The organism is Erythrobacter sp. (assembly GCF_030066995.1).
Taxonomy (GTDB): domain Bacteria; phylum Pseudomonadota; class Alphaproteobacteria; order Sphingomonadales; family Sphingomonadaceae; genus Erythrobacter.
In genome coordinates this window covers 1,209,610-1,236,384 of the sequence record NZ_JASJAP010000001.1, presented here as the reverse complement: position 1 = coordinate 1,236,384, position 26,775 = coordinate 1,209,610, and the positions used below count along the sequence as shown (strand labels likewise).

The window sequence follows — 26,775 nt, the reverse complement described above, 5'->3', positions numbered from 1 at the left end:
CGCGGGCTAGGTCGAAGGGCCGATGCTGGAGAAGGAGAGCGGCGCTGCGCGGGAGGCGGCGGCGTAATCCGGTTGCCTTCAAGAGCACCCCGCGCTCTGTCCATTCCGGGAGCAAATTACCCTCGAACCGAACACTGTGCTATGATTTGGCTGGGTCGCGCGAGTCTTGGGAGGCCTCTATGAAACGCGCTGCGCTTGTTCTGCCAATTGCTTTGGCTCTTTCGGCTTGTCCGCCCGACCGACCAACAATCGATGAAGACGATCTTGAGGGCAAGGACGAAGTCGTTGTTCCCCGGCAGGACATCGACCTCGTCCCCGAATTCATCGACAACACCGAGAACGGGGCGTTGTGCCGACGCCTGGATGAAATCCGCGTGCGGGTCACCAATCAGGGCACAGTGGATGTAAGCAGCGAGGTGACCGTCACCATGCAGGTCGGCGACGCAACGCCAACCACCGCAACGCCGCCCATTGAATCGCTGGCAGCCGGCGCGAGCGAGGAGCGGACCATGACCGCGCCGGACACGGTCCCGGCCGGCGACTACAATGTTGTGGTGCGGGTAGCGGCAAACGTTGCCGAGACCGACACGGCAAACAACGAGATCGGATTCTTCTGCATCGGCTGAGAATTGGCCATGACGCGCCGCAGCGCCCGGTGGTGCAGGGCAACTGCGTGGTCCCATCTTGTCATTGCGAGGAGGCGAAGCCGACGCGGCAATCCACACAGGTAATGCCAAGCACCGCGCGATACGCACTGGATTGTGCGATGCACGTCTTCGACTCGCCGGGCCGCTTCGCGGCTCGCAATGACGGTGACGTGAGGGCGCCGTGCGCGGGGAGGACGCTTGGCGCTAGACCGCTTGCTATTGGGCACCTTGCTCCGCCTCGCGCGCGCCACCATTGGCAGGCGATCAGCAGCGGAATGACCGGTTCAAGACCCATCTCGGCCTCTTTTTCGGTCGGCGGCTCGCCGTATTGGGAATAGGAGACGACGCGCCCGATCGCTCCGGCGGATACCCCGAGGGTGAGAATGCGGAACGGGGACGCTGGCATTCGCCTTGGGCGTGCCAATAACTTTCACAATAGAGACAACGAGGCACGCAACGCTTGGGCCGAGTGGCAGCGTCATGTCGATGCCGGGCGCATCAGGGAGCGCCCTCAGACCAACCGCAAAATCCTCGCCCGCCACGCTCGCGGGTGAGCTGCTCCTGCTGGGCGAGTATCGGTTTCCACTTTGGTGACGGGATCATGAACCAACTCCGTTCGTGCTGAGCTTGTCGAAGCAATGGTTCGAGCTTGCCGAGAACCTTTGTGCACTCTCGGCTCCGCTCGAGCGTGCCCTTCGACAGGCTCAGGGCAAACGGGGGAGGGGTAGGGGGCGCTTCGTGGCTGCGGCGCTGCGCTCCTGCTTTCGCAGAAGAGCGTGCGGTGCGTGCTCCGTTACGAAGCCGCTGACGTGGCGACGCGCAGCCGCGCCCTTCGACAGGCTGAGGGCGAACGGGGGGAGGGGCTAATTCCTCTGTCGGCTCTGCGTGAACCCCGCCGCCCCGCTGTCCAGTTTCGTCACCCCGGCGGAGGCCGGGGTCCGGGGCTGCTTGGCGCAGCGCCTTGTGGTTCTGGATCCCGGCCTCCGCCGGGGTGACGGGGTGATAAAAGAAAACCGCTCATCCTGAGCTGGTGGCCTTTGGCTGTCTTCGACTTCGAAGCACAGTACTTCTTCTTCACCAGCGTTGCGTCCGAAGGAAGTGCAGCCCTTCGACAAGCTCTGGGCGAGCGGAGAGAGCGCATTTTCCTACATCGCCCCAATTGCCTAGCCTGAGCGGTCTTTCTCCCCGCACAGGACCACGCATCATGACCCATCAGCCTCCCGCCATTCTGCCCCAGGCTCCGGCCTTCGCAGAAGATCACGAGCGCACGGAAACCTTCACCGACACCACCGCCACCTCGTCCCAGAGTGTTTCTTTGTCGCCCTCTCCGGGCGCAGAGCCAGTTCCCACTTCTGCTGAAAGGGCGAGGTACACCATCCTCACCGACAATCGCCAGGCAGTGTTCCTCAAGTCGCTTCAGCTTTTCGGCAATGTCCGGCTGGCGTGCCGCTCGGCCTCGGTCTCGGCGCAGACGGCCTATCGCGCGCGGCGGCGCTCGGCGGGTTTTGCGCTCGCCTGGGATGCGGCGCTGGTGGCGGCGCGGGCGCACGCCGAGGCGACGCTGGCCGACCGGGCGATCAACGGGGTGGAGGAGGCGGTGTTTTATCATGGGGAGGAGGTCGCGCGGCGCAAGCGCTATGACAGTCGCCTGTTGCTCGCGCATCTCGCGCGGCTCGACCGGCTCGAAGAGCGCGAGGAGGTGGCGGAGGCGCTCCCGCTGCTCGACGAGGCGATCGAACGGTTGGAGGAGGGGGTGTCGCTGGAGGATTCCATGACTCCCACCGTTCGCCCTGAGCTTGCCGGACCAGAAGAGGGCGCGCAGCGCGAACGGGCGCCCTTCTCTTCAGCGCGAGGTGCCAAGGAAGATGCAGGGCTTCGACAAGCTCAGCACGAACGGAAATTTGAACCCCAGGACCGTGTTCCACCTGTTCCATCCTGTAGGAATGGGGCCAGAGGGAAAGGGGAGGAGGCGCTGCCGCCGGTCGAACGGCGCTTGCGCGCGATGGAGGCGGCCCGGCCCGAGGGGGCTCTCAAACCGCACCAACTGGCGAGCGAGGATCGCGATGCGGGAGAGGTTGAGCAGGCGCAGCTCGCCGCCTTCGAAGCGGGCGAGGCGCGGTGGTGGGAGGTCGTTTGCGGGGATGGCGGGCGTGCGCCGGGCGGATCGCAGACGGCTGGGGGCGCGGCGCCCTAAGGCTCCACCACCTCCATCGTCACGCGCGCGTGGCCGCTCTGGATGAGGCCGATCTCGCGCGCGGCGGCGCGGCTGAGGTCGATCGTGCGCCCCCGGATGAAGGGGCCGCGATCGTTGATGCGCACGGTAACGCTCTTGCCGTTGCGGCGATTGGTGACGCGCACATGGGTGCCAAAGGGGAGCGTCTTGTGCGCGGCGGTCATCGCGTTCATGTCGAACCGCTCGCCGTTGGCGGTGCGGCGCCCGTGAAAGCGCTTGCCGTAATAGGAGGCAACGCCGGTGCCCAGCGAGCGCAGGACGGTGGGGCCGCGCGGGGGCTCGATAGTGGCGAGGTCGACGGCGCCCGGGGCGGCCTCGATGGGCAGAGGCGCGGCGGCGTAGGGCCGGAACTGCGCGGCAAAGGCGGAAGGGGCAGGGCCGGATGCCGAAGCCTCGAGCGCGGCATCGTCGCGGCTGGGCGCGTCGTCGGGCTCGGCAAGGGCGAATGCGGGCGTGGGCGCTTGCGCGGCGGGGAGGGCGAGGGCGAGACCGAGCGCGGCGGTAAGGGCGATGCGGGCCGGGCTGCGGCGGCGTGCGCGCGGAAGGGACCGGGCCGGGGGCGGCGCGGTGAGGGTGCGCGGGCGCACAGGCTGCAAGGCGGCCAGGCGCTTTGGCCGGTGTTCGATACCCTCGGTCCCCTCCATGCGCGCCGCTATAGCCGCTCCCAGGCGCCAAGGCCAAGCCCGCTCGGCGCGCAGCGGCCTGCGGGCAAACCGGTCGGTCGCGCAGCGCGCATGGGGACGGGGTGGAGGAGAGGCGATGGCGCGGGTCGGCGAGAGGCCCAAAGCAAATGGGGCCGGCATTGCTGCCGACCCCACTCTCACCGACGCGTGGGCATCCCGCTTTGCGTGTTCGATCAGCAAGCCGATCTTGCACCCTCAACAAAGACACGCTTGGCGTCCGATGTCTCATGCCGTTCGCGGTCGATCCTCCAAGTCGAACCCGAAGGTTCATCTCTTTGGCACACCCCGAAGGGTGCCTTTCCGCGTCTGGCTTCGTCACCGGCGCTCGCGCCGGCATCCGGTCCCGTTTCCGCGAGGCCTACGCCTCCACCTGGCCAAAGCCAAGCTCGGGCGCTTCGCTCGCTTCCGCGAAGCCGAGACTGTTCACCTATGCGGCTCTCGATCTCAAACGGTCGGCTTCGGGTTGCCCTTCCACACGCCCTCGATCGCGAACCAGGCTCGCAGTCTTTCGCGTTGTCAGTACTTCGCACATCTCTCAAACGATCCGCCTTGCTTCGGGCCGAGACCCTTGGCATGACGTCTCTCGATCAGCGCGTGGACAGCTGCCAACGCGGTCTAAGGTTTAGAAAACGCTTTCGTATCAGAGCCTTGCGGTTCTTGGCGTCGGCGTCTTCCGTCCCGAAGACATGATCAAATTGCGCCCGAATCCCCGTCTCGGCAAGGGTGGCAAGTGCCACTTATCCACTTTTCCCCCGATCATCTGTGGACAGCGGTGGACAACTCAACGGTTCATCGCTTTGAGTGCTTCTTCCGGGGAACCCGATGCACACTCGTTCGTTTTCAATGGTTCGGACTGGCAAGTCGGTCTTTATGAAAATTTCGCGACTCAGCTTCATGTGAATGCGCATGACGCGACTCGGGCACTCCGACTCGCGCCGGTCGATTTCTCGGCGGCGTTAACGATCGCGTTGAGCCAGCAAGCGCAGTCGCAGCGCGTTCAGCTTGATGAAGCCGGCTGCGTCTTCCTGATCATAGGCGCCCGCATCGTCTTCGAAGGTGACATGCGCCTCGGAATAGAGCGAATGCGGCGATGCGCGACCGACCACGCTTGCCAGACCCTTGTAGAGTTTCAGGCGCACGGTGCCGGTCACCTTCTCTTGGCTGTGATCGATCGCGGCCTGGAGCATCTCGCGCTCCGGGGCGAACCAGAAGCCGTTGTAGATGAGCTCAGCGTATTTCGGCATCAGCTCGTCTTTGAGGTGCGCGGCGCCCCGGTCCAGGGTAATCTGTTCGATCCCGCGATGCGCGCGGGCGTAGATCTCGCCGCCGGGCGTCTCGTACATGCCGCGGCTCTTCATGCCCACAAAGCGGTTCTCAACGAGGTCGAGCCGCCCGATGCCGTGTTTGCGCCCAAGATCGTTCAGAGAGCTGAGCAGGGTTGCCGGGCTCATCGCCTCGCCGTTGAGCGACACGCCGTCGCCTCGTTCAAAGCCGATCTCGATGTATTCCGGTTGGTCCGGCGCGTCCTCGGGATGATCGGTGCGCGAATAGACGTAGTCGGGCGTCTCTTGCCAGGGATCCTCGAGCACCTTGCCTTCCGACGAGGTGTGCAAGAGGTTGGCGTCGGTCGAAAACGGCGCGTCGCCCCGCTTGTCCTGCGGGACCTTGATCTGGTGCGCTTCGGCCCAGGCGATAAGCGCGGTGCGGCTGGTGAGGTCCCATTCGCGCCACGGAGCAATCACCGTAATGTCGGGATCGAGCGCGTAGGCCGAAAGTTCGAAACGCACCTGGTCGTTGCCCTTGCCGGTCGCGCCGTGAGCGATGGCGTGCGCGCCGGTTTCGCGCGCGATCTCAACCAGACGTTTGGAGATGAGCGGGCGCGCGATCGACGTGCCCAGCAGATAGTCGCCTTCATAACGGGCGTTGGCGCGCATCATGGGGAAGACGAAGTCGCGCACGAACTCTTCGCGCAGGTCCTCGATGAAGATGTGTTCATCGGGAATGCCCATCGCGCGGGCCTTGTCGCGGGCCGGTTCGATCTCCTCGCCCTGGCCAAGGTCAGCGGTGAAGGTGACCACCTCCAGCCCGCATTCAACGCTCAGCCATTTGGCGATGACAGAGGTGTCGAGACCTCCGGAGTAGGCAAGAACAACGCGCTTGATGCCGGACATGGTGCAAACTCTTTAGGACGAAGTGGGCGCCCGCTATCAGGCTGCGCACATGGGGGCAACTTGCTTTGCGCTGGTGTTGAGCACTCAGCCGGCTTCGTCAGTGTGACTGATCAGTTCGAGACACTTGAATGCAAGTCTGTCAGGCGCGTCGAGAAACAGACGGATCTCAACCGACGTTTCGCGCTCGTGAATCTCAAAATCACACTCCAGCGCATTGCCGCTGATCCGTGGTGCTTGGGCTTCTTTCAATTGTTTCGGTCCGGATACGACATCGACATCGGCTCCTTTTGGCGCTTTCCCGTCAAACACGAAACGAGCGGTGTAACGCCCCGCATCAAGTGTCACGTAAGGACCATAGAGCGCGCATCCCGCGTCGAACGAAAGTTCGTCTTCAGAGGAGCTTGGTGCGCCATTGTGCATCTGACGCTCCATATAGTCCGATATTGTCCATATGTCCGGTGCGCTGAGTTGCCGCCGATAAATCTTTCGCCGGTCGTAAAACGTATTGTAGTTGTTTTGCTTTTTGGCACCCAGCGAAGCGAGGCCGGTACCCGATTTTGCCACGACTGCGACCAAGCGACCCGGCGCATCGATGAAAGTGCGCCCGATTATCGGCCCCCCATCTCCCCGGATGATGCTAGCACAGTCGCCAAGATCGATCCGGTCCAGTCCTCCCCAGATTGCCGCTTCCCGCCCAAGCAAGTTCGGCCCGGTCGGGCAGAGCGCGTTGGTGCCATAAAAGCCCTCCCGAACGTTCGAAGCAATTCGATCAACACAATTGGCAAACAATTCCACACCCGGCGGAGCGTGCATGAGCGATACGCTCATGATCCAAGGTACCCGATTGAAAATGTCCCTGAACAAGATGACACTTTCTTTACCCGGCGCCTCGGGCGCCTTGAGCAAGGGGGCGAAGCAGTGGACCGATACATCCGCATAAATCCCACCCAGCTTTGATAGTAGGCAGAAGCGTAACAGGTCCGATCGGTAGGCTAGCGGGACAAGCTCATCCCACGCATATAGCACCGATGCGTCGAAGTGCTGCTCGATAAAGCGTCGACCGCTGACGTCATCCCACAGCTTTGGCTCGAACTCAGCATGATGGTGGGCTAGCGATTCGATGTTGCGCTCGATCGCCCATGGAAGCTCGCTCGTACTCTCCTCGCCAGTGAGATAAATGCTATGAACATAAGGCACCCGATCAGCGCTAAAGGCCAAATAGAGCTGCGGCGACCCGGTCTTCTGGGTTCGACCAGTTATGCCTTAAGTGCGAGCAGACTATTGGCAATTTCGAAAGACTTGGCTGCCAAGACTTGCAACCCGTCTGCAAAGAACCGATATTTTGCAGCGGGATAGGGCAGGAGGGATCGAGTGTCGGGTATGTGGGGCAAAGCGCGCGAGCTGGCCGAGATGACGCCGCCCGAGCGCAATCGCTGGGTCGATTTCCTGAGAGCGCTCTCGATCATGGCGGTGGTAATCGGCCACTGGCTGATGGCGGGCATGTATGTCGACAGCGTGGGCGAATTGCGGCGCGGAGACTTGCTGACGGTCGCCGACTGGACTCACTGGTTGACCTGGGGCTTTCAGGTGATGCCGGTCTTCTTTCTGGTCGGGGGGTATTCCAACTCCGTGAGCTGGGCAGCAACCGTGCGAAAGGCTCAGGCCGAGGGACGACCGAGCCAGACAGGCGTCTATCGCGACTGGCTGGCAACGCGTGTCCAGCGCCTGATCACGCCGACCTTCCCGGTTCTGCTGTTATGGGCGGCGCTGGCGGTCATCATGACGCAGGTTGGCTTGCCGCGCGATCAGATCCGCATGGCGACCGAGGCTGCGCTCATCCCGGTGTGGTTCCTGGCAGTCTACCTTCTGGTAACCGCGTTTACGCCGGTCACGCACGCCGCCTGGAACCGGTTTGGCTGGCTCAGCTTTGCGGTCTTTGTCCCGCTTGCAATGCTGACCGATTGGCTGACCTTCACGCAAGGCGTGCCCTATGTGAACTTCACCAATTTCCTCTGGGTATTCCTGGCGATCCACCAATTGGGCTTTGCCTGGCAGGATGGGAAGTTCGACCGGCGCTGGCTTGCCTGGGCCTGGTTTGCTGGCGGCCTTGCCATCCTGGTCTCGATCACGGTCTACGGGTTCTATCCGGTCTCGATGGTGTCCGCACCCGGAGGTTTTTCCAATTCGCTTCCACCCACTCTGGCCCTGTTCGCGCTCGGCATGGCGCAGGTCGGACTGGTGCTGGCGCTTGAGCCCATGGGCCGCAAGATGCTGAAGTCAGTGGGACTGTGGACCGCCACTGTGCTCATGAACGGCATGATCATGACAGTCTATCTGTGGCACCTCACGGCGTTTGTGCTGGTTCTGACTGTCTGCTGGTTGGTGCTGGGTGGCGCCGGACTGGACTCGGTCCCCGGCACCGGCGCCTGGTGGGCCTCGCGCCCCTTGTGGATCGCGATCTATGTTGCCGCCTTGCTTCCGTTCATCGCGATCTTTGCTCGGCATGAGCGCAGCTTCGGCCCGATCCGCGGCGGTCGCACTGTGCCCAAGGCGCGCGCCGTATTCGGCGTGCTCGCGATCTGCATCGGCCTGGGTGCGACGGCGGGCGTCACGATCGCCAGTCCCGACAGTCTGTCCGGGATTCGCTGGTGGGTGATCGCTTTGCCCCTCCTGGGCGCGGCGCTGCTTGGCTTTGGTCCCATCTATCGTCCGAGCCAGGCGACGCGTGACCACGCCGGCGGAAGCGCGTCCTGACTGGCTCTGGTCCGCCAGCGTTTTACGACGAGGGGTAAAGGTAGTCGCGTGTGAGCGGGAGCGCGCGCCGGTCGCGCGCATACTGGATCTGGTAGTTGCACATACTGCCGCTTTCAAAGACGGTCGCTGCGCCGGCGAGGTAGAACGTCCACATCCGGAAAAAGCGCTCATCGTACATGTCGATGATCGCGTCCTTGTTGGAGAGGCAATTGGCGTACCACTCGCGCAGGGTGCGTGCGTAATGAAGCCGGAGGGTCTCGATATCGGTCGCGATCAGGCGCACTTTCTCGCTCGCGGCCACGGTCTCGGAGAGAGCGGGGATATAGCCACCGGGGAAGATGTACTTGCGCGTAAAGGCGTCGGTCGAACCCGGACCGCCCATGCGCCCGATCGTGTGCAGCAGCATGACACCATCGGATGCTAGCATGGTGGCGCACGCCTGAAAGAAGGTGTCAAACTGCGGTTGGCCAACATGCTCGAACATGCCGACCGAGACGATCCGGTCAAACTGGTGATTGTCTGCCCGGCACCGCTCGGCGAGATCGCGATAATCAACCAGTTGAAAGTGGATCCTGTCGGCAACTCCCGCCTCTTCGGCGCGCGTGCGGGCCAGCGCAAGCTGCTCTTCGGACAGGGTTATCCCCGTGACGTGCACGCCGTATGTCTTGGCGAGGAAGATTGCCATGCCGCCCCAACCGCACCCGATATCAAGAACGCTGTTTCCAGGGTTGATCGCAAGCTTCTTGGCGATGTGCGCGAGCTTGGCCTGCTGCGCCTGGCCCAGAGTCATGTCTTCGCCATAGCGGCCTGTGTCCCAGTAGGCGCACGAATACTGCCAGTGCTCGGGGTCGAGCATCAGGGCATAGAAGTCGTTGCCTATGTCATAGTGATGCGCGACGTTCTTCTTGGCTGTGATCGCGGTGTTGACCCGGTCGGCAAGCCAGGCGGCCGTGTCGGTGATCTGGCGAGTCAAACGGGGCGGGGCAAGCTGGCCTCCGAATTCCCATCTGCTGTTGGCGCGCAGGAGAGTGACGAGACCCATCACATCGCCCTCTTCGATGAGCAGCCGCCCGTCCATGAAAGCCTCGGCCGCGCCCAGTCTGGGGTCCATGATGATATCGCGCGGAACGCGTGTGTCGGTAAACCGCACGATGATATCGGGAAAGCCCTCGGCCTCTTTGCCAAAGGTGTCCGAGCTTCCGTCAGCGTAGACGACCCCAAGCCGCCCCTGCTTGACACCGCCAGAGAGGAATCGCCTCAAAAGGCCTTTGCTCATTCCACAGTCCTCACGCTTGTCTTCCCACCGTGTTCTCTTGGACCCTTCAATCGGTTACACCAGACGCAGAAGGGGAGGTAAAGACCATGGTTGATGCAAAGACGGTCCCAACCCAGGCGTCGGTGGCGGAGTTCATCGCCGGGGTCGAACCGGCGGCCAAGCGAGAGGATGCGCAGGTGTTGCTGGAGATCTTCGAGCGGGTCACTGGCGAGCCAGCGAAAATGTGGGGGCCATCGATCATTGGTTTTGGCCAATATCACTACAAGTACGATAGCGGGCGCGAAGGCGACAGTATGCGATCCGGCTTCAGCCCGCGCAAAGCCAGGCATTCGCTCTATTTCATGGGCCGGTATGTGGACGAGGCGACGGGCCGGAAAGTCGACGCGCTGCTTGAAAAGATGGGCAAGCACAAGACCGGGGCAAGCTGCGTCTATGTCAACAAGCTCGCCGATATCGATCTCGACGTCCTCGAACAGGTCATCGGGCTTTGCTGGAAGGCCATGAACCGCAAATATCCGGACTGAGCGCGTTCAGATACCAGCGTACCATTGGTAATTGCCGATATCTTCCCAAAAGCCGCCTTTGCCAGCGCCGATTTCGTCAAAGCTGGCGACGGCTTCAATCGCGGTCAGATACTTGGCGTGCTTGTAGCCCAGTTGGCGCTCGATCCGCATGCGCAGCGGTGCGCCGTTCTTCTCCGGGATCGGTGCGCCGTTCAGGGAGTGTGCGATGATTGTCTGGGGATGATAGGCGTCCACCATGTCGACGCTCTCATAGTAGCGGCGGCCATAAAGAACGTCGGCGCAGCGAAACACGATGAAATTGGCCTCGGGTCTGACCTTGGCCCGATCGAGCAGCGTTGAGAGCTGTGGGCCGGTCCACTCGCCAATCGCGCTCCAACCCTCGACACAGTCATGGCGGGTGATTTGCGTGCGCTGGGGCAGGGCCTTCAACTCGTCGAGCGAGAGCCGCAAGGGGTTCTCGACAAGGCCTTTGACCGACAAACGCCAATCGGGAAAGCCCTTGGCCAACTGATCGCGGTAGATCGGGTTGTCGACGGTGAGCGAGCCGTTGCCCTTGAAGCTCGGCGAGCGGTCTTCTGGCGCGTATTCGGGCGCGAGCGCTTGTCGACCGGCGAGGGTGCGATGCGCGGTCAGGTGCCAATCTTCGGCCAGGTCAAACAGACCTGAACCCGTCTCGCTGGTGGCAAAGCCGTCGATTTTGGAGCAGGCCCCGGTTCCCAGCGCAGCGATACCGGCAAGAAGCGAGCGGCGGGCGATCCGGGTCACGCGTTGGCTCCCTCAGGCGCGCGGCCTCCGGCAATCATGGCCCATATCTGACGGATCGGACCCGACACAAGCACCATCACGAGATGCACCACCAAGAAGGCGAACAAAGCAAAGGCGGCGATGAAATGGAGCGAGCGCGCGCTCTGTCGCCCGCCCAGTATCTCGACGATCCACGGTGCGGCGGGCTCGAAGCCCGGACTGATCGCGAGACCGGTAAGAATCATCAGCGGCAAAAGGAAGCCGAACACCACGCCATAGGTCAGTTTCTGCAAGGTGTTGTATCTGCCTCCATCCTCTGGATCGAAACGCCCTTTCAGGTGCTCAGTGACCTCGCGCCAGAGATTGGCGGGGGACCAAGCGCTGGGCGGCGCGGCGATGTCGCGCGCGAAATGGCGGTTGGCGAGCATGGCGACCCATATCCCCAGCAAAGCGAGCGCGAAGACCCACGCGCCCGCGCTGTGCCAGTCGCGCGCCTCGGCGAGGTTGTAGCGCTGAGGCAGAGTGGCCCAGTTCGGAAAGCGCATAACAGCCGTCCACGCGTCTGCGGGGTCGAAGCCATAATCACCCCAGTAGAGGTATCGGTGCGCGTTCGAGATACCGAGGCCCGACATGAACAGCACCACGAAAGCCGCGGCGTTGATCCAGTGCCAAACCCTCGTGCTGAGAGCGTGGCGCGGTTTCGGGCGCAAGGTCATTGGCTCTCTTTCGCGGCCGCTCGCGCCAGATAGATCACATCGCGCGGCTGATCGAGCAGGTGCTGCCCGCTGTCGATGTAAAGGCTCGATCCGCTTTTGACCGCTCCGCTCGCGAGAAAAAGCGCGGCCTCGACAATCTCCTCCACACCGGTCTTGCGCTTCAGCAGGTTGAGCGTGTGCGAGACATCGGTTTCGTCCTCGGTCTGGTCGTAACTGGCCAGAATGGCACCCGGAGCGAGCCCATAGACCCGCGCGTTCTCATCATCTGCGTAGTGTTTGGCCAGCATTGCGATTGTCGAGGCAAGCGCGTGCTTCGACATCGTGTAGCTGAAAAAGTCTGGGTTCGGGTTGGCGAGCTTCATGTCGGTGATCTGGATCACACTGCGTGTCGCCGCGCTTTTCGCGCTGCGCAGAAAGGTCTGCGCCATGCGCGCGGGGGCGGTCGCGTTTACCTGCATCGCCGACAGGTTCGTCGCCGGATCGAGTTTGGTTGCATCGTCATACTCGAAGATCGAGGCTGAGTTGACGAGGCAGCGCCAATCGGAAAGGCGTGCGGCGAGGTTCTCAATCATCGCCTCGGCTGCGTCGCCATCACTGATGTCGCACTTGACCGTCTCGGCCGAGGGCAGATCGGCGGCAAGCGCCTCAGCCGCGTCGGCGCTGGAGTTATAATGAATGATAGTGTGCCACTGCGCTTGTGCGAAACCTCGGGTGATCGCTGCGCCGATCCGGGTCGCGCCTCCGGTAACGAGAATGGCAGGACGTGTCATTGCGCCCGCGCCGTATCAGTGGTGCGGGCGCGCTTCAATCCATCCCGGCCTCGGAGAAATCAGCGGCAGCGCAAATCACCGCGGTCGAGTTCTCGGCCAAGCACAGCCCCCAGAGCGCCGCCAAGCAGCGTACCGACCGTTCGGTCGCCGCGCGTGTCGATCGTGCGTCCCAGCAGCGCGCCAACGCCCGCACCGATCACAAGGCCGGTGGTCCCGTTGTCGCGGCGACAGTAGACACGCCCATCGCGCCCCCGCCAGATCCGGTCTCGGCGACCTATACGGCGGGGCTGGATGTATCGACCATGCCGGTCGTAAATGGCGCGTCCCCGGCGATAGCGTCGGCCGTCTTCCCAATCACTGTCATCATCCCAGCGATCCTCGTCCCAGTCATCGTCGTCCCAGTCATCCGCGTCGTAGCGAACCGTGTGTGATGTGATAGCGGAGGTCTGGAACGCGTCGGCCATCGTCGTCGCGTCTGGAATTGGAAACTCAGCGGCGCCGGCGGGAGCGCTAAGCGCGGCGAGAGAGCCGGTGGCTGCAATCAGAACAAGGGTCTTCATCATGGGCTCCATTGCTTGAGTGGTCGTATCTGACACGCTCATTATGTTCATATTGAAGGAACGCTAGATGAACGGACTGTTGGAGAACCCATATCAAGGACGAAGCGAACGCCTCGTGCGATTATGTGAGCCCTAGCCGAGCCTTCTTACCGCCATGGCCTGCATTTCCGGAGACAGCCGTGGGTGCCTTGCCAGCGCCTCCCACTCTGCGCGGCTGGCCTTGCCCTGAACGAGCGCGGTGAACACCCGCGCGACACTCCAGTCGCGGTCGCCATCCTCCACGCGTTCAAGCGCGTCGCCGGCCTGAACCTCGCCGATCTCCAGCACGCGAAAGTACCAGCCAGAGCGGCCCGTTTTTACGATCCGCGCGGTCATGCCTTTGACGCCGAAGCGATGATCGACCTTCCAGCATGGCTGGCGTGGCTGGCTTAGCTCGACGAGAGCGGTGCCGAGGCGAAAGCGGTCGCCGATGAAGACATCGCTCTCGCGGATTGCGCTCACGCTGAGGTTTGAACCGAACGCGCCCGGTTCGTCGAGAAAGGCGCGGGCGCTCTCGTCCTGAAGTTCCTCGCGCCAAACCGCGTGGTGATCCAGCGGATAGAGGTGCACCGCCTTGTGCGGACCGCCATGCACGCGCCGGTCGGCCTGCTCGTCGGGCGCAAAGCCCTCTTCGAGCAGTTGCACGGTCCCTTCGTGCGGATATTTGGCAATCGCGCTCGTCTCAGCGCCGTTGAACGGTCGCGCGGTGCCGGTGCAGATCGCTTCGATTGTGCGCCTCATAGCTTCCTCACTGTGATGTCGATCCAGTCGCGCTGCGTGCCGTCGGAGCCCATGCCGGGATATACTCGCCTGTCGATTAGGGCAAAGCCCGCTTCCAGATAGCGATCCAGCAGCCATTCAGACGTGGGAAAGTTGTGCAACCTGCCCAGCAAATCGCGCCCTTCGCCGGTCCCAAGCTTGTAGCTGGCAAAGTGCCATCCACCCGGTTTCAGGGCGCGGAACACGCGCGCAAGGGCATCGGGCAGCTCGGCGCGCGGGCAATGCAATAGGGTCGCGTGGGCCCACACCGCGTCGTATTTCGCCCGCTCGGCCAGTTCATCAAAGCGCATCGTGCGAGCGCCAAGGTCGAAGCGCTCGTTCGCTTTCTTCACCATGGCGGGCACGCCGTCGGTCGCGTCGATCGCGAATCCTCGCTCGCGCATGCGAGCGGAGTCCTGCCCACCGCCGCAGCCCAGTTCGAGAACCTTCGCACGCGGGTCCAGTCGGTCCAGGAACGCGTCGAGCGAGCGCGAATGGCTTTGCGCGTTGCTGTAGGTGTAGTGCGGCGCGCGCGTCGTGTAGAAATCGAATGTGGCCGGATCGATCATCCCGGCGCTGATAGCCTAATCCTTGAGGTGGCGCGCCATAAATTCCAGCGTTGCGGGCCAGATCTTGCGCTGCGCCGCGAGATCGGCTTCTGCGCGCCTTTCGTTTGTCGCGCCGGTGCCCGAGAGCGCGTGCCCTGCATCGGTGAACACAAGGCTGACCGTCGGCAGGTTGGCGGCCGCGCGGCGCTCGGCAATGGCTTGTGCCATTTCGCCCGAATTCCAGACGAGATCGGCATCGCCGCCAGCGACCAGCACCGGCTCGTCAATGCTCTCCACGGCGATGCGCGCGGCGACGGCTCTGTCGGGATTGGCGTTGCGCCCTTTGTCGTGCGGCAGGCGAAGGCGAGGGCGCCCGCTTGGACCGGTGGGATTGGCAAATTCCTCTTCCATCCCCTCATAGGGCACGAAGGGCAGCGGCTCACCCTGCCAGCTGAAGGAACTGGGACGGGTGCCGTCGCCAGTGCCCCATCCCTCCCAAACAACGTCACTGGGCGCGATCGCGGCTATGGCGGCGAATCCATCAATCCTCGACCCCGCGAGCAGAGCCAGCTCAGCGCCTTTCGAAACGCCGTAAATGGCAATATCGGCGCCGCGAACGTCTGGGCGGGCGGCGAGCCAATCCTTTGCCTTTCCAGCCATTTCGACCGGAATGTTGGCGAAGGCTCTGGGCAAGCCGGGAAACTGTTGCGGTCGGTCGCCCCAGGCGGGCGAATAATAGGGCAATCCGAGCACCGCATATCCCGCTTCCAGGAACTGCGGTGCCAGACTTCGCGCACCCCTATCGCCTCCTTCGCTGCCGCCGAGGAGAATGATTGCGGGAAACGGACCTTTGCCTTCAGGTGTCGCGTAGAACGCGCCCGGGAGGCTCTCGCCAACCAGAATCTCGTTTTCGATCGCCGGAGAACGCGGTTCCGCGAGACTCGGCGCAGCTATGATAAGCGCAAAAACGGCGAGTGAGTGAAGGGGTTTCATGCAAGATATCCTCATTCTCCTGCCACCCTTTGATCTACGTCTTCTCCGCCTGCAAAGATGCCTTGCGTTCGGCTTCGCGATCCCTTTGCGCTCGGCTTTTCTTCTGCGCCGCGGTCTTCAGCTGGCCGCACGCTGCGTCAATGTCGCGCCCGCGCGGGGTGCGAACGGGCGCGCTGATTCCGCCCTCGAAAACGATGTCGCTGAACGCTTTGACCCGTTCCGGCGTTGAGCACTCGTAAGGTGCACCAGGCCATGGATTGAATGGAATGAGGTTGACCTTGGCGGGCAGGTCATATTCCTTCAGAAGACGGACAAGCTCACGCGCGTCTTCGTCTGAATCGTTCTTGTCCTTGAGCATCACGTATTCAAAAGTGATGCGCCGTGCGTTGGAGGCGCCGGGATAATCGGCGCAGGCCTGAAGAAGCTCTTCGATCCCGTACTTCTTGTTGAGCGGCACGATTTCGTCGCGCACTTCCTTGCTCACCGCGTGCAGCGAGACGGCGAGGTTCACGCCGATTTCCTCACCGCAACGCTCCATGGCCGGGATCACACCGCTGGTTGAGAGTGTGATGCGCCGCTTCGAGAGACCAAGGCCATCGCCATCCATCACGAGATGCAGCGCGTCTCGCACGTGATCGAAGTTATAGAGCGGCTCGCCCATACCCATCATCACGATATTGGTAAGCAGGCGACCGTCGGCGGTGTAGTGCCCTGCTTCTTCTTCGCCAAGATCGCGCATCGTGCCTTTGGGCCATTCGCCCAGCGCGTCGCGCGCAAGCATGACCTGACCCACGATCTCGCCAGGCGTCAGGTTGCGCACCAGGCGCATCGTGCCGGTCGCGCAGAAAGTGCAGTTCAAGGTGCAGCCGACCTGGCTTGAGACACACAGGGTGCCGCGTGTCTCATCGGGGATGAAAACCATCTCGAAATCATGGCCGTCATCGGTCTGAAGCAGCCATTTGCGCGTGCCATCAGCGCTGTGTTGGGCTTCGAGTACATTCGGCCGCCCGATCACGAACCGCTCGCTGAGCCAGGGTCGCATGGCTTTGGAGATATCGGTCATCTGCGCAAAGTCGGTGACGCCGCGATGGTAGAGCCAGTGGAAGACCTGTTTGGCGCGCAGTTTCGCTTGGCGCGGCTCGAGCCCCGCGTCGGCGAACAATTCGCGAATGCGTGGGCGAGGCAGACCGATCAGATCGACACGCCCATCGGCGCGCGGCGTGATGTCACGCGCGACGGGCACCGGATCCACCTGTCCGGGGATGGTCATGAGCTCTGTGTCTGCCATGGGTCGGCGGCGCATATAGGGCCGCGCGCGCCATTTGACCAGATCGCTGGCCGCTAAAGCTGCGCGCAGCCCAGTAGGGCTGCGTCCATCGCGGTGGCTACGCCTTCGAGCGAATAGCGATCGGCGAAACGGCGCCCGTTGCGGCTGCGCGCGTAGACGCTCATGCTCGGTGCCGAGCGCATGGCGGCAACGATAGCCGCGTCCATCGCCTTGTCCGCCGCCCAGGCATCAGTCCCGCTCGCGCTCAGAGTAAAGCGTTGGCGGCCAATCGCCAGGCGAACACGGGCGCTCCCGCTCACGCCCCTCGAAAGACGCATATAGAACTGGCCGCGCACTTCGCGCGAGGGCCAAGTGCCGACGCTGGCGTAACCTTGCGGATCGCTGTCCTTGCGCTGTTCGCTTTGCGCAATGGCGTAGCAGCGTGGGGTCTCCGCGTCGCGAAACGCGGCCCAACTTGAATAGACGCCGAGGCTGTCCTTGGCTGAGAGCGGCACAGCGGCAAGGAGGGCAACAAGGCCAAGCCATCTATTCATAGCGGATTGCCATCACCTCCCATTCCTTCGCGCCGCTCGGCAGGCGCACGGTGCGAAGGTCGCCCACTTCGGCCCCCTTGAGCGCGCGGGCCATGGGCGAGTTCCAGCCGATGCGCCCATCGCTTGCGTCCTGCTCGTCGTCGCCAACCAGCGTCACGCTCTGGCGCACGTCGTCTTCATCGGCGAGTTCGACAGTGGCGCCGAAATAGGCGCGGGTCTTGTCGGGTTGGTTGGCCGGGTCGACCACGCGGCACGCCTTCATTCGGCGAGCAAGGTAGCCCAGTTCGCGGTCGATCTCGCGCATCCGCTTGCGGCCATAAAGATAATCGCCGTTCTCGCTGCGGTCGCCATTGCCCGCCGCCCAGCTGACGATCTCGACAATCTCCGGGCGCTCTTTGCCAAGCAGGTGATCGTAGCGCGCTTTGAGCGCGGCCATGCCAGCGGGCGTGATCGGTGGTCCGGGCTTGGTTGCCATGGATACGCGATCTACCGCTATGGCAGGAAGGCATCGATCGGGCGAGGAAGACCAGCCTTGTCCGGGTACATATGCGAGTAGGTGACTGCGTTGCCGAGCACGCGCATGATGTAATAGCGGGTTTCGAAATTGGGCGGAATGCGCTCCACCCAAGTGACCCAGTCAATATCGCCGCGACGTGGATCGCCATTCAGCCGCAGCCACTGGTTAACGCGCCCCGGCCCCGCGTTATACGCGCCCACGGCAAGCGGATACGCGCCGTCATAATAGGCGAGCATGCGCTGGAAATAGGCATCGCCCAGCTCGATATTGTATTGCGGCTTTGCGATCAGATCCGCGCGCATGTAGCGGATCCCGAGCTTGCCGGACTGCTCGCGTGCGGTGCCAGGCATGAGCTGCATGATGCCGCGCGCGCCCGCGTGACTGACACGGGTGCGATCAAATTCGCTTTCCTGACGGCTGATGCCGTGGACCATCGCCCAGTCACGCACGATCGGTGTGGAGATCGTGGGGTAGCCAATCCGTTCGATCCCGCTGTGGCCCAGCTCGCCCGCTTTCATGCCCAGGACTACCGACAATTCCGGCATGCCGAGCCGCGCGGCGAGGTCGTGTGCCATCAACATTTCGGCCTCGGATGTCGCGCTTTCGCCGAGCGCCTGGAAAAAACGCCGTTCCGTCTGCCATCGGCGTCGGTTAGAACTCATCGCGATAAGGGCCTCGGCGACGGGCTGCGCCTCGAAGGCGCGGCGGTCCTCGGCGGACACTTCCGGGCGCGGAAGCGCGGCGAAATCGGGCATCGGTCGATTGAGCGCGGCAAGCGACAGCTGCGCGTAATAGTAATCCGGCCACTGCGCAGCGGCTTCGAAAAGGCGTTTTGCTTCAACGCTGTTGCCGGCGCGCTGGGCTGCGCGTCCGGCCCAGTAGAAGCCTTTCGCTTTGGTCAGCGGCGTGCGCGCAGCCTTGCCGTAACGCTCGAACAAGGGGGCCGCCTGATCTCCGCGCCCCAACTGCCAGAGCGCCTTGGTTCCGCCCAGCCACATCAGATCGGTGTAGCGATCGCGCAGAAGAAATGAGCCTTGGCTAATGTCCTCGCCCGGCTCGAACAGGTCGTCGATGCGAGAGGCTATGCGCATGGCGTTGGTTACCGAGGCCTTCTTCGCCACGGCGAGCATCAGGCCGACCATTCTTTCGCCGTCATAAGCGGGCGCTGTCGCCACCGGACGGCTCGCCAGGATGGCCGCTGCCTCGCCGTAATCGCGTCGATCTCTCAGGTGGCTTGCAAGATTGTAGACATATCCGGCATCTCGAAGGGCTCCTTGTGGGACCGGCAATCCCGCTTCGGTAGGTGTCGATCCGTTGAGCAGCGCGAGGCGCGCAAGAGCGAGCGGCCTGTCCTTGGGCGCGAGCTTGCCCATGTGGCGGGTGGCGGCCTGAGCCTCTCCCTGCCACAACAGCGCGTTCATGCGCGCAGCGTGATCCTCCGCTGTAAAACGCCGGGCGTAGAGGCTCTCAAGCGTCAGTTCGCTCGCTTCGGCCATTTGGCCACCGCGCCACGCTTCTCGCGCAACGTCGAACGCCGCGACCCGTCCCGCGCCAGCCAACGCAATGGCGTAGCGCGCGCGGCCCGGATTCGTGAGCGGCGGCAAGGCGTCGAAAAAAAGCAGCAGATCGGAGCGGGAGGGGGCTTCGACAGTCAACGCCTTTTCGGCCCGGCTGCGGATGATCTCCATGCGCGGATAATTGGGATAGGCGACTGCAAAGCCGGCATAATCGGCAAAGCCTAGCTCCGAGTTCTTCTGCAGCAATTCCCATTTTGAAATGGCAGCGTCGATCTGGCTCGGCTGCTGCGCCAGGAGATTGCCGCCCGATCCCTGGCCGGTGGTTTGGGCCATGGAAGGTGTGGTGAGAGAGAAAACTCCGAACGCCGCGCAGGCGAGAGCTTTGATACGCAAATTCTTGTGCATGCTGGACATTGTGCCGGAAGGCTCCTTATCAGGCGCTGAACGCACACCTAGACGCCGTGCTGGCGAAGATCATCGCCGGGCTCAACAAAGATAAGTGAAAGATACGAGGATAACGCAATGTTCAGCGGATCGATTCCCGCTCTGGTGACTCCTTTTCGCGACGGATCGTTTGACGAGGCCGCGTTCCGCAAACTGGTGGACTGGCAGATCGAAAACGGCAGCTCGGCTCTTGTTCCGTGTGGTACGACTGGCGAGGCCTCCACGCTGTCGAACGCCGAACACCACCGCGTGATCGAGGTGTGCATAGAGCAGGCGGCGGGCCGAGTGCCGGTGATCGCGGGCTGCGGTTCGAACGACACGCGCAACGCCGCTCTGCATATGAACTTTGCCAAGAAGGCGGGAGCGGCGGCGGGGCTTTGTGTCGCGCCTTACTACAACCGTCCGAGCCAGGCGGGGCTGATGGCGCATTTCAGCTTTCTGGCGGACCACTGTGACCTGCCCATAGTGCTCTACAATGTCCCGAGCCGCACGGTGACCGACATCGAGGATGAGACGGTTGTCGCGCTGGTCAAGAAATATCCGGAGCGGATCGTGGCCATCAAGGATGCAAGCGGAGACTTGAGCCGCGTGGCGGATCACCGGATGGGCATCGGGCGTGAGTTCTGCCAGCTATCGGGAAACGATGAACTGTGGCTGCCGCATTCGGCGGCGGGTGGACGCGGCGCGATTTCGGTGACCGCCAACGTCGCACCGGCGCTGTGCACCGAATTTCAGGCCGCGATTGCCGCCAACGAGCTCAAGAAAGCGCGCGAGCTCAACGATCGCCTGTTTCCGCTCCACTACGCGATGTTCTCCGACGCTTCGCCCGCGCCCGCCAAATACGCGCTCAGCCGCGTGCTCGACTATATCGAGCCGAGCGTGCGCCTCCCGATCGTCGAGGCGAGCGAGGAATCGCGCCGGGCGGTGGATGCTGCGCTGGAATTCGCCGGGCTTACCTGAGCGGGCGGGATCAATCGGGCGGGTTGTAGGTCTCCACCCAGCGCACCGCGTTTTCCAGCATCTGCTGGCGCGTGGTCGATAGCGAGAGCCAGTGGTCTTCGCCCTCAAGGGTGATGAGCTCGTAAGTCTTGTCAAAGTCCTTGAGTTTGTCAGCCATCTTGGTGGAGTGGCTGTAGGGCACAACCGTGTCGTCCACGCCATGGATCAGCATAATCGGGGCGTCGGCCTTGTCGGCGTGCTTGAGCGGCGAGTAATCGTCCCACAGCTTGGGATCGCCCATCTGTTCAAGCAGTCCAACTTTGCGTGTGCGATCCTTACCGGAGGCGCGATATCGATACTCGTAGCGATCGCGAAGGTCACTTAGCGGGGCAACCGCCACCGCACACTTGTACAGGTCCTGCTGAATGGTGACGCCCACAAGCGCGGCATACCCGCCATAGCTTGCGCCTACGATACACGCCCGATCCGGATCGATGATACCCGTTTCGGCGAGGGCCTTTAAGCCATCGGACTTGTCCGTCTGCATCTTGCGACCGTATTCGCCATAGCCTGCGCGCACAAAAGCAGTGTCCCGGTTCGTACTCCCGCGAAAATTGGGTTGAAAGACCGCATATCCGCGCGAGGCAAAAGCCTGCGCCCACCAGTCGAAAATCGGGTAATCGGCGTTCGCTGGTCCACCATGGGGTAACAGAACGACCGGCAGATTCTTTGCTTCTACACCCGGCGGCAGGGTTAGAATACCGTCCAACTCCAAGCCATCGCTGGCTGTGTATTCGAAGGTGGAGATCGGTCCGACCGCTTCCGGCCCGATGGCGAAGCGCTCATAGGCGATCGCGTTGGCGCGATTGGTGCCAAGATCGACCGCGTAATGCGTTCCGGAATCCTGGTTCCCGCTGGTGCGCACGATCACGTCGCTCAGATCGCTGGTCCAGTCGATCATCGAGGACTCTATCGAGGTGAACGCCTTGCGCACCCGCTCGGCCTTGTCCTGCAGCGACTTGTCGGCGAACACGTGGCGTTCGGCATCGTCCTCGCCAACGGTGTAGCCCATCAGGTGGCCGGTCGCCGGATCGAAGAACAGGTCTTCGAAGTCGATGTCGTCCAGGAACGGGGTCGGTTCGCCTCCGTCCTGACCGATCTCCATCCAGTTGGCGCCGGTATCGGTGCGTTCGTAAACAATCGCAGTGGTGCCATCATAGCCAAGCCCCATTAGGCTCACGGACGCGCGCGCCTGCTCGCCGCTGAGGATCTTCTTTCCCTTCGCGTTACGGACTTGCCACCGGCCTGTATTGTAGTCGACCTGAAGCGAGTAAGCGATTTCGCCTTGCGCGTCGATCAGCCAGTCCGATCCGGTGTCGATAGGCGCGGCGTTCGCGATCTTTTCGATTTTCAGGCTTTCAAGATCGACCTTGAAAAGGTGCGGGCGGGTATGGTCCAGCGTGTAACTCCCCATCCGGCTTCCTGTGCCCTTGCGAACAAATTCTATGCCTCCGAAAAAGCCGTAATGACGCTTTCCGATCTTGCGCACGCCATAGATCCCCTGAACGGTATCGGGATAGCGATCGGAGTTGCCGAAGACGACGCCGCCTTCGACGTCGGGCGAGATCGGCACAATTCGCGCGACCGAGAACTCGGCCTTGTCGGTGGTGAATCGGCGGCTCAGATCTTCGGTCTGGCTGGTCACGAGCATCAAGCGTTCATCGCCGATCCAGCGGATGGAGCGAACCTTCATGTCTCCCACTTCGATCGCGGCAATAGGTTTGGTCTGATTTTCGATAGCAAGCAGCATGCGTTTGCCATCGCGCGTCGTGATCATCGCGATCCGATCGCCCGAGGGCGAAATTGCGCTGTCTTCGACGTCGGGCAGTTTGCCGTATTCTTCAAGCGGCACGGCGGGCGCGGCTATGGCCGGCGGCGCATAAACCAATCCAAGCGCGCCGCTGACATAAAGCATGATCCCGCACGCAACAGGCGCAACCCGTGAAAGCATAATTCGACCCCGTTCAAGTCATGTGAGAGTAATGACTAGTGGCACAATGCTGAATTTTTGTGTAATTTCAACTTTGATTTTGCTGTTTTTGATGTCGTGACCCGCATTTGCGAAACCCGCTCACACCGCCTATGTCCCGCGCCACTATGGCCCGGCTCAAACCCAAGACCTTCGACAAGCAGAAAACCGTGGCGGAGAACCGCCGCGCGCGATTCGACTATTCGATTGAGGAGACGTTTGAAGCGGGTCTTGCCTTGCAGGGCACCGAGGTGAAGGCGCTGCGCGCTGGCGAGGCATCGATTGCCGAAAGCTATGCCGAAGTGCGCGATGGCGAGGTGTGGCTGATCAATTCGAACATTCCTGAATACAGCCACGGTAATCGCCTCAACCATGAGCCCCGCCGTCCGCGCAAACTCCTTCTACATGGCCGCGAGATCAACAAGCTTTTTGGCGCAGTGGAACGAAAGGGCATGACGCTGGTGCCGTTATCGATCTACTTCAACGCGACCGGCCGCGCCAAGGTTGAACTCGCGCTCGCCAAGGGGAAGCAGGCGCATGACAAGCGCCAGAGTATCAAGGAGCGCGACTGGAAGCGCGACAAGGCTCGGCTCATGCGTGAAAAAGGATGACAGGGGGACGGTGCGAAGCGCTTTGTCGATCCGAGAAAGACCCGCGGTCCCCAATGTCGTTCGCCGTGGTCAATAAGCGACGCCATGCCTCCCGGTTGAGCAATTAGTTTTCCAATCCGCAGTTCACGCGATTGTCAGCGAGCCCTTGCTACCCATATCAGCACCATCGTGATCAACAGCCGATCTTCAAGTGCGGACTACCGTCTCTCCAGCCACCTGCCGCGCTGCGCGGTCGGTGATGCGCGATGAGTTCGCATCCGGCCAATAAGAGCGGGAGCAAACCGCCAATCGATTGGCGCTCCAAGACTTTGGGGCGCGATATGATCGCTCGCTACATGCCTTCGCGCGATCAGATGGCGCGCAACAAGTATCTGCGGCCAATAGCGCACCGCTTCCTCTCGCCCGAATTGTGGCGCTTTACGCGGCGGTCGGTTCCGCGCGGAATCGCTTTGGGGCTCTTCTCCGCCTTCATCATTCCCATTGGTCAGATCTTTCTGGCGGCGTTTCTGGCGCTTCCGGCGCGCGCAAATGTGCCGCTCGCTGCGTTGGTGACGTTTGTGACCAATCCCTTCACCGTCGCTTTTTGGGCCGTCGTGGCCAATCGGTTGGGCAACTTCATGCTTCAGATCGACGCGGCGACCACGGGTGTTGCCAACGAACAGATCAAGAGCGACTATTGGCAGGTATTGACCGACTGGTTTCAGGTCGCCGGTGTCACCGTTTTTGGTTTCTTCGTGCTCGCGGTCGTTTCCGCAGCTGTTGGCTATCTCGTGGCCACGCCGATTTGGCGCTATCGTGTGGCGCGCAAGCGGGCAAAACGTTTGAAATCCATGGAAGCGCGTCTCGACCAGCGTCTCGAGACGAATTAATCCGGCAAGCTAGACGAGGGCGCGAGCCTCGTTTGCTCTTCACCGAAAGGCGCTCGATCGAAAGAGCGCCTGGGCATAGGATCTTCGCTTGTGACATTCGTTTCCGCCCAAGATACTTCAACCGGGCCGCTCCAGCAGCCCGCGCTACCGGCGCTGGTCGGACTGCTGCTGGGCCTGGCGCTGAGCGTGGCCGCCGTGTTCGCGGTAACGGCGAACCTTACCCTCACACTGGTGTTTGGTTTGGGCGTTCTTGCACTTTTAGCGGGTGTCTATTTCGTCGAAGGCCTGCGCGCTGCTCCGCTTGAAGTGGAGACAATCGCGCCCGATTGGTCCGTGACCGTCGCCGCGCTGGAAGATGAGGGAGCAATTGATGCGGTTGCGGTCGCGATCACGGATCGCGCCAATCGTCTCGTGTGCGCGAACCCGGCCTTTTCCGACAGGTTCGGAATCGCGAACGCACCGCCGCAATTGGCGCTTGATCGCGCTGGACTTGAGGCGATGACGAAGATCGCTCGCGAGGCGTGGCGCGACGGGTCGGCCGAGCTCGAAACCCTGCCGGGCCTGCCGGACGGCGGGCGGGCGTGCAGCGTCCGCGTGACACGAGCGGGGCGTGCCGGCGACCATCTGATCTGGCGATTCACCCCGGAGGCGGTCGACGCTTCGGCCTCATTAGACGCGCTCGAACTTGCCGGATCGTTTGGAAAGATGCTCAGCCGCGGAGGCATTGAGAGCGTAATCACAAATCCCGATGGTACCATCCGCTCCGCCAGCGCTGGCTTTGCCGCGCGCGCCGTTGGCGATCCCGACGCCACGCTTGCCGGCCATGATTTCGTCTCGCTGCTTCGATCGGATGATCGCGACCGCTTGTTCTTCACGCGCGAAGGACGCCAGGGCACGGCGCAGACGCTGATCGACATTCCGCTCGAACCCTCGCAGCCGGGCGAAAGCGCCCGGGCCGAGGAGACCACCTCGCTTATGCTTCTGATCGACAGCGGGCTTGGTATTGGCAGCGGCTGGGACAGCTCAAGTCAGGCGGGTGTCTCCCAATTGGGAGCGTTGCTGGCGCAATTGCCGCTTGGGCTGGCGATGACGGACCGAGACGGGCGCTTCCTGTTCGGGAACGGCGCGTTCCTGCGCGCGGTTGACCGGGAAGGGCGCGGTCTGCCCACCTTTCCGACCGATCTCGTCGTGACCGAGGACAAGACCCCGCTCTCCGATGCGGTGCGTCGTCATGGTCGAGGCCCGGCTACGAGTGGGGATATGGCTGTGCGTCTGACAAACCAGCCGAACGAGCCGGTGTCCATGGGCCTCGCCGGTGTGCGCGGTCTGGGTGAGGCGGCGGTGCTTATAAGTCTGGCCGATTCGAGCGAGGAAAACCAATTGAAGCGTCAGGTCGCTCAGGCGACCAAGATGCAGGCCGTTGGACAGCTCGCTGGAGGCGTTGCGCACGATTTCAACAACGTCCTCACCGCTATCATCGGCACGTGCGATCTCATGCTCTTGCGCCACACGCCGGGCGACAGTGACTATGACGATATCCAGCAGATCCAGGCCAATTCGAATCGCGCAGCGGCTCTGACGCGGCAATTGCTTGCCTTCTCGCGTCAGCAGACCTTGCGGCCCGAAGTGCTGCAATTGCCGGACGTGGTGAGCGAGGTTAATCCGCTCATCACACGCCTTCTTGGTGAGAAGATCAGCTTTTACGTTCAACACGATCGCAATCTTGGCCCGGTGCGCGCGGACCCGCAGCAGCTTGAACAGGTCATCATGAACCTCGCGGTCAACGCGCGCGATGCCATCAACGCAAAGGCCGCGCAAAACGGTTCAGCGGCGGGGCGCATCTCGCTTCTGACGCGCAGCGTCGAAGCGAAGCAAGTGCGCCAATTGGGCTCGGAGGTTCTGCCTGCCGACGATTACACCGTGCTGATTGTGCAGGATACAGGCGGCGGCATTCCGCCTCACGTTCTGCCTAAACTGTTCGAACCCTTCTTCACCACAAAGGAGCAGGGTAAGGGCACGGGTCTCGGCCTCTCGACCGCGTACGGGATCGTCAAGCAATCGGGCGGCTTCATCTTTGCCGACAACGTGACCAACAGCGCGGGTGATCCGACGGGCGCGCGCTTCACGGTCTATTTTCCCGTCCACCGCGGCGAAGCTCCACGACGCAAGGAAGCACCAGCTCCGGTTTCCTCGGACTGGTCGGGCGGCGGGAACATCCTTCTGGTTGAAGATGAGGATATGGTGCGCGCGGTCGCAGAGCGCGCGCTCACGCGCGCGGGCTACAAGGTCACCGCCTGCGAAGGCGGCGAAGAGGGGCTCTCCGCGCTTAAGGAAGGTGGTGATTTTGACCTTGTCGTCAGCGATGTCGTGATGCCCGGCATGGATGGTCCGGCCATGGTGCGCGCCATTCGCGAAAGGCATCCGGAGATGCCCATCCTGTTCATGTCGGGCTACGCCGAGGAGCAACTGCGAAAAGAGATCGATATTCCCGACATGCACTTTATAGCCAAGCCGTTCAGCGTCTCGGCGATCGGTGACAAAGTGTCGAGCGTCATGCGCGCCGCCACGCAAGGTGAGGCCACCTTCACGGGGTGATTTCTGCCTGGCGATT

At 62.5% G+C, this 26,775-nt stretch carries 24 protein-coding genes; 8 read left to right on the top strand and 16 right to left on the bottom strand.

The genetic code is table 11. From position 1 onward, the window contains the following. Positions 1-179: 179 nt before the first annotated feature. Both QNI87_RS05885 and QNI87_RS05880 read left to right on the top strand, forming a co-directional pair. Entirely contained in the window at positions 180-626 is a 447-nt protein-coding gene (locus tag QNI87_RS05885; RefSeq protein WP_300595190.1) for a CARDB domain-containing protein, read from the top strand. A gap of 1,225 nt (positions 627-1,851) precedes the next feature. Beyond that, positions 1,852-2,841 (top strand): hypothetical protein, encoded by a 990-nt coding sequence (locus QNI87_RS05880; RefSeq protein WP_300595188.1) that lies wholly within the window; start codon positions 1,852-1,854, stop codon positions 2,839-2,841. Here QNI87_RS05880 and QNI87_RS05875 read toward each other — a convergent pair. From QNI87_RS05875 to QNI87_RS05865, 3 genes are all read right to left on the bottom strand, one after another. Further along, on the bottom strand, positions 2,838-3,524 hold the full coding sequence (locus QNI87_RS05875) for a septal ring lytic transglycosylase RlpA family protein (protein WP_300595186.1): 687 nt from the start codon (positions 3,522-3,524) through the stop codon (positions 2,838-2,840). The genes QNI87_RS05880 and QNI87_RS05875 overlap by 4 nt on opposite strands. A 995-nt stretch (positions 3,525-4,519) precedes the next feature. Next, complete coding sequence (locus QNI87_RS05870) at positions 4,520-5,734, bottom strand: argininosuccinate synthase (RefSeq protein WP_300595184.1); 1,215 nt, start codon at positions 5,732-5,734, stop codon at positions 4,520-4,522. A gap of 84 nt (positions 5,735-5,818) precedes the next feature. Continuing rightward, complete coding sequence (locus QNI87_RS05865; RefSeq protein ID WP_300595182.1) at positions 5,819-6,931, bottom strand: glycosyltransferase; 1,113 nt, start codon at positions 6,929-6,931, stop codon at positions 5,819-5,821. Positions 6,932-7,114: 183 nt separating this feature from the next. Between QNI87_RS05865 and QNI87_RS05860 the strand changes: the two genes are divergently transcribed. Next, positions 7,115-8,488, top strand: a complete 1,374-nt coding sequence (locus tag QNI87_RS05860; protein WP_300595331.1) for an acyltransferase — start codon at positions 7,115-7,117, stop codon at positions 8,486-8,488. 22 nt (positions 8,489-8,510) lie between these two features. On the opposite strand, the gene QNI87_RS05855 is transcribed toward QNI87_RS05860, so the two are convergent. Continuing rightward, positions 8,511-9,764, bottom strand: a complete 1,254-nt coding sequence (locus QNI87_RS05855; protein WP_300595180.1) for a cyclopropane-fatty-acyl-phospholipid synthase family protein — start codon at positions 9,762-9,764, stop codon at positions 8,511-8,513. An 86-nt stretch (positions 9,765-9,850) separates the two neighbouring features. Between QNI87_RS05855 and QNI87_RS05850 the strand changes: the two genes are divergently transcribed. Continuing rightward, positions 9,851-10,288, top strand: coding sequence for a DUF1801 domain-containing protein (locus QNI87_RS05850; RefSeq protein ID WP_300595178.1), 438 nt, complete (start codon positions 9,851-9,853; stop codon positions 10,286-10,288). A 6-nt stretch (positions 10,289-10,294) separates the two neighbouring features. On the opposite strand, the gene QNI87_RS05845 is transcribed toward QNI87_RS05850, so the two are convergent. The 11 genes from QNI87_RS05845 to QNI87_RS05795 form a co-directional block, all read right to left on the bottom strand. Next, positions 10,295-11,053: a molybdopterin-dependent oxidoreductase gene (locus QNI87_RS05845; RefSeq protein ID WP_300595176.1), complete on the bottom strand. Its 759-nt coding sequence runs from the start codon at positions 11,051-11,053 to the stop codon at positions 10,295-10,297. Next, complete coding sequence (locus QNI87_RS05840; RefSeq protein WP_300595175.1) at positions 11,050-11,748, bottom strand: cytochrome b/b6 domain-containing protein; 699 nt, start codon at positions 11,746-11,748, stop codon at positions 11,050-11,052. Before QNI87_RS05840 ends, QNI87_RS05845 begins: the two co-directional genes overlap by 4 nt. Further along, the gene (locus QNI87_RS05835) at positions 11,745-12,518 is read right to left on the bottom strand and encodes an SDR family oxidoreductase (protein WP_300595173.1); all 774 of its coding nucleotides are present in this window, start codon (positions 12,516-12,518) and stop codon (positions 11,745-11,747) included. The genes QNI87_RS05840 and QNI87_RS05835 overlap by 4 nt, the downstream gene beginning before the upstream one ends. Before the next feature lie 59 nt (positions 12,519-12,577). Beyond that, positions 12,578-13,078 carry a glycine zipper 2TM domain-containing protein gene (locus QNI87_RS05830; RefSeq protein ID WP_300595330.1) on the bottom strand — a complete coding sequence of 167 codons (501 nt, stop codon included), beginning with the start codon at positions 13,076-13,078 and terminating at the stop codon, positions 12,578-12,580. A gap of 132 nt (positions 13,079-13,210) precedes the next feature. Next, complete coding sequence (locus tag QNI87_RS05825) at positions 13,211-13,858, bottom strand: MOSC domain-containing protein (protein ID WP_300595171.1); 648 nt, start codon at positions 13,856-13,858, stop codon at positions 13,211-13,213. Further along, complete coding sequence (locus QNI87_RS05820; RefSeq protein ID WP_300595169.1) at positions 13,855-14,445, bottom strand: class I SAM-dependent methyltransferase; 591 nt, start codon at positions 14,443-14,445, stop codon at positions 13,855-13,857. The genes QNI87_RS05825 and QNI87_RS05820 overlap by 4 nt, the downstream gene beginning before the upstream one ends. 15 nt (positions 14,446-14,460) lie before the next feature. Continuing rightward, entirely contained in the window at positions 14,461-15,417 is a 957-nt protein-coding gene (locus tag QNI87_RS05815) for an acyl-CoA thioester hydrolase/BAAT C-terminal domain-containing protein (RefSeq protein WP_300595167.1), read from the bottom strand. 34 nt (positions 15,418-15,451) lie between these two features. Then, positions 15,452-16,705 carry a 23S rRNA (adenine(2503)-C(2))-methyltransferase RlmN gene (gene rlmN / locus QNI87_RS05810; protein ID WP_300595165.1) on the bottom strand — a complete coding sequence of 418 codons (1,254 nt, stop codon included), beginning with the start codon at positions 16,703-16,705 and terminating at the stop codon, positions 15,452-15,454. 53 nt (positions 16,706-16,758) lie between these two features. Then, on the bottom strand, positions 16,759-17,238 hold the full coding sequence (locus QNI87_RS05805) for an invasion associated locus B family protein (protein WP_300595163.1): 480 nt from the start codon (positions 17,236-17,238) through the stop codon (positions 16,759-16,761). Next, positions 17,231-17,713 carry a transcription elongation factor GreB gene (gene greB / locus QNI87_RS05800; RefSeq protein WP_300595161.1) on the bottom strand — a complete coding sequence of 161 codons (483 nt, stop codon included), beginning with the start codon at positions 17,711-17,713 and terminating at the stop codon, positions 17,231-17,233. Before greB ends, QNI87_RS05805 begins: the two co-directional genes overlap by 8 nt. A gap of 17 nt (positions 17,714-17,730) precedes the next feature. After that, the gene (locus QNI87_RS05795; protein WP_300595159.1) at positions 17,731-19,686 is read right to left on the bottom strand and encodes a lytic transglycosylase domain-containing protein; all 1,956 of its coding nucleotides are present in this window, start codon (positions 19,684-19,686) and stop codon (positions 17,731-17,733) included. A 108-nt stretch (positions 19,687-19,794) separates the two neighbouring features. Between QNI87_RS05795 and dapA the strand changes: the two genes are divergently transcribed. Further along, positions 19,795-20,676, top strand: a complete 882-nt coding sequence (gene dapA, locus QNI87_RS05790) for a 4-hydroxy-tetrahydrodipicolinate synthase (protein ID WP_300595157.1) — start codon at positions 19,795-19,797, stop codon at positions 20,674-20,676. 10 nt (positions 20,677-20,686) lie between these two features. Here dapA and QNI87_RS05785 read toward each other — a convergent pair whose 3' ends face one another. Then, positions 20,687-22,666: a S9 family peptidase gene (locus QNI87_RS05785; protein ID WP_300595155.1), complete on the bottom strand. Its 1,980-nt coding sequence runs from the start codon at positions 22,664-22,666 to the stop codon at positions 20,687-20,689. Positions 22,667-22,812: 146 nt separating this feature from the next. On the opposite strand from QNI87_RS05785, the gene smpB reads away from it, so the two are divergent. The 3 genes from smpB (at position 22,813) to QNI87_RS05770 (ending at position 26,759) form a co-directional block, all read left to right on the top strand. Then, positions 22,813-23,295, top strand: coding sequence for an SsrA-binding protein SmpB (gene smpB / locus QNI87_RS05780; protein ID WP_300595329.1), 483 nt, complete (start codon positions 22,813-22,815; stop codon positions 23,293-23,295). Positions 23,296-23,615: 320 nt separating this feature from the next. After that, positions 23,616-24,164: a DUF2062 domain-containing protein gene (locus QNI87_RS05775; RefSeq protein WP_300595153.1), complete on the top strand. Its 549-nt coding sequence runs from the start codon at positions 23,616-23,618 to the stop codon at positions 24,162-24,164. A gap of 90 nt (positions 24,165-24,254) precedes the next feature. Next, on the top strand, positions 24,255-26,759 hold the full coding sequence (locus QNI87_RS05770) for a response regulator (RefSeq protein ID WP_300595151.1): 2,505 nt from the start codon (positions 24,255-24,257) through the stop codon (positions 26,757-26,759). Positions 26,760-26,775: the final 16 nt, after the last annotated feature.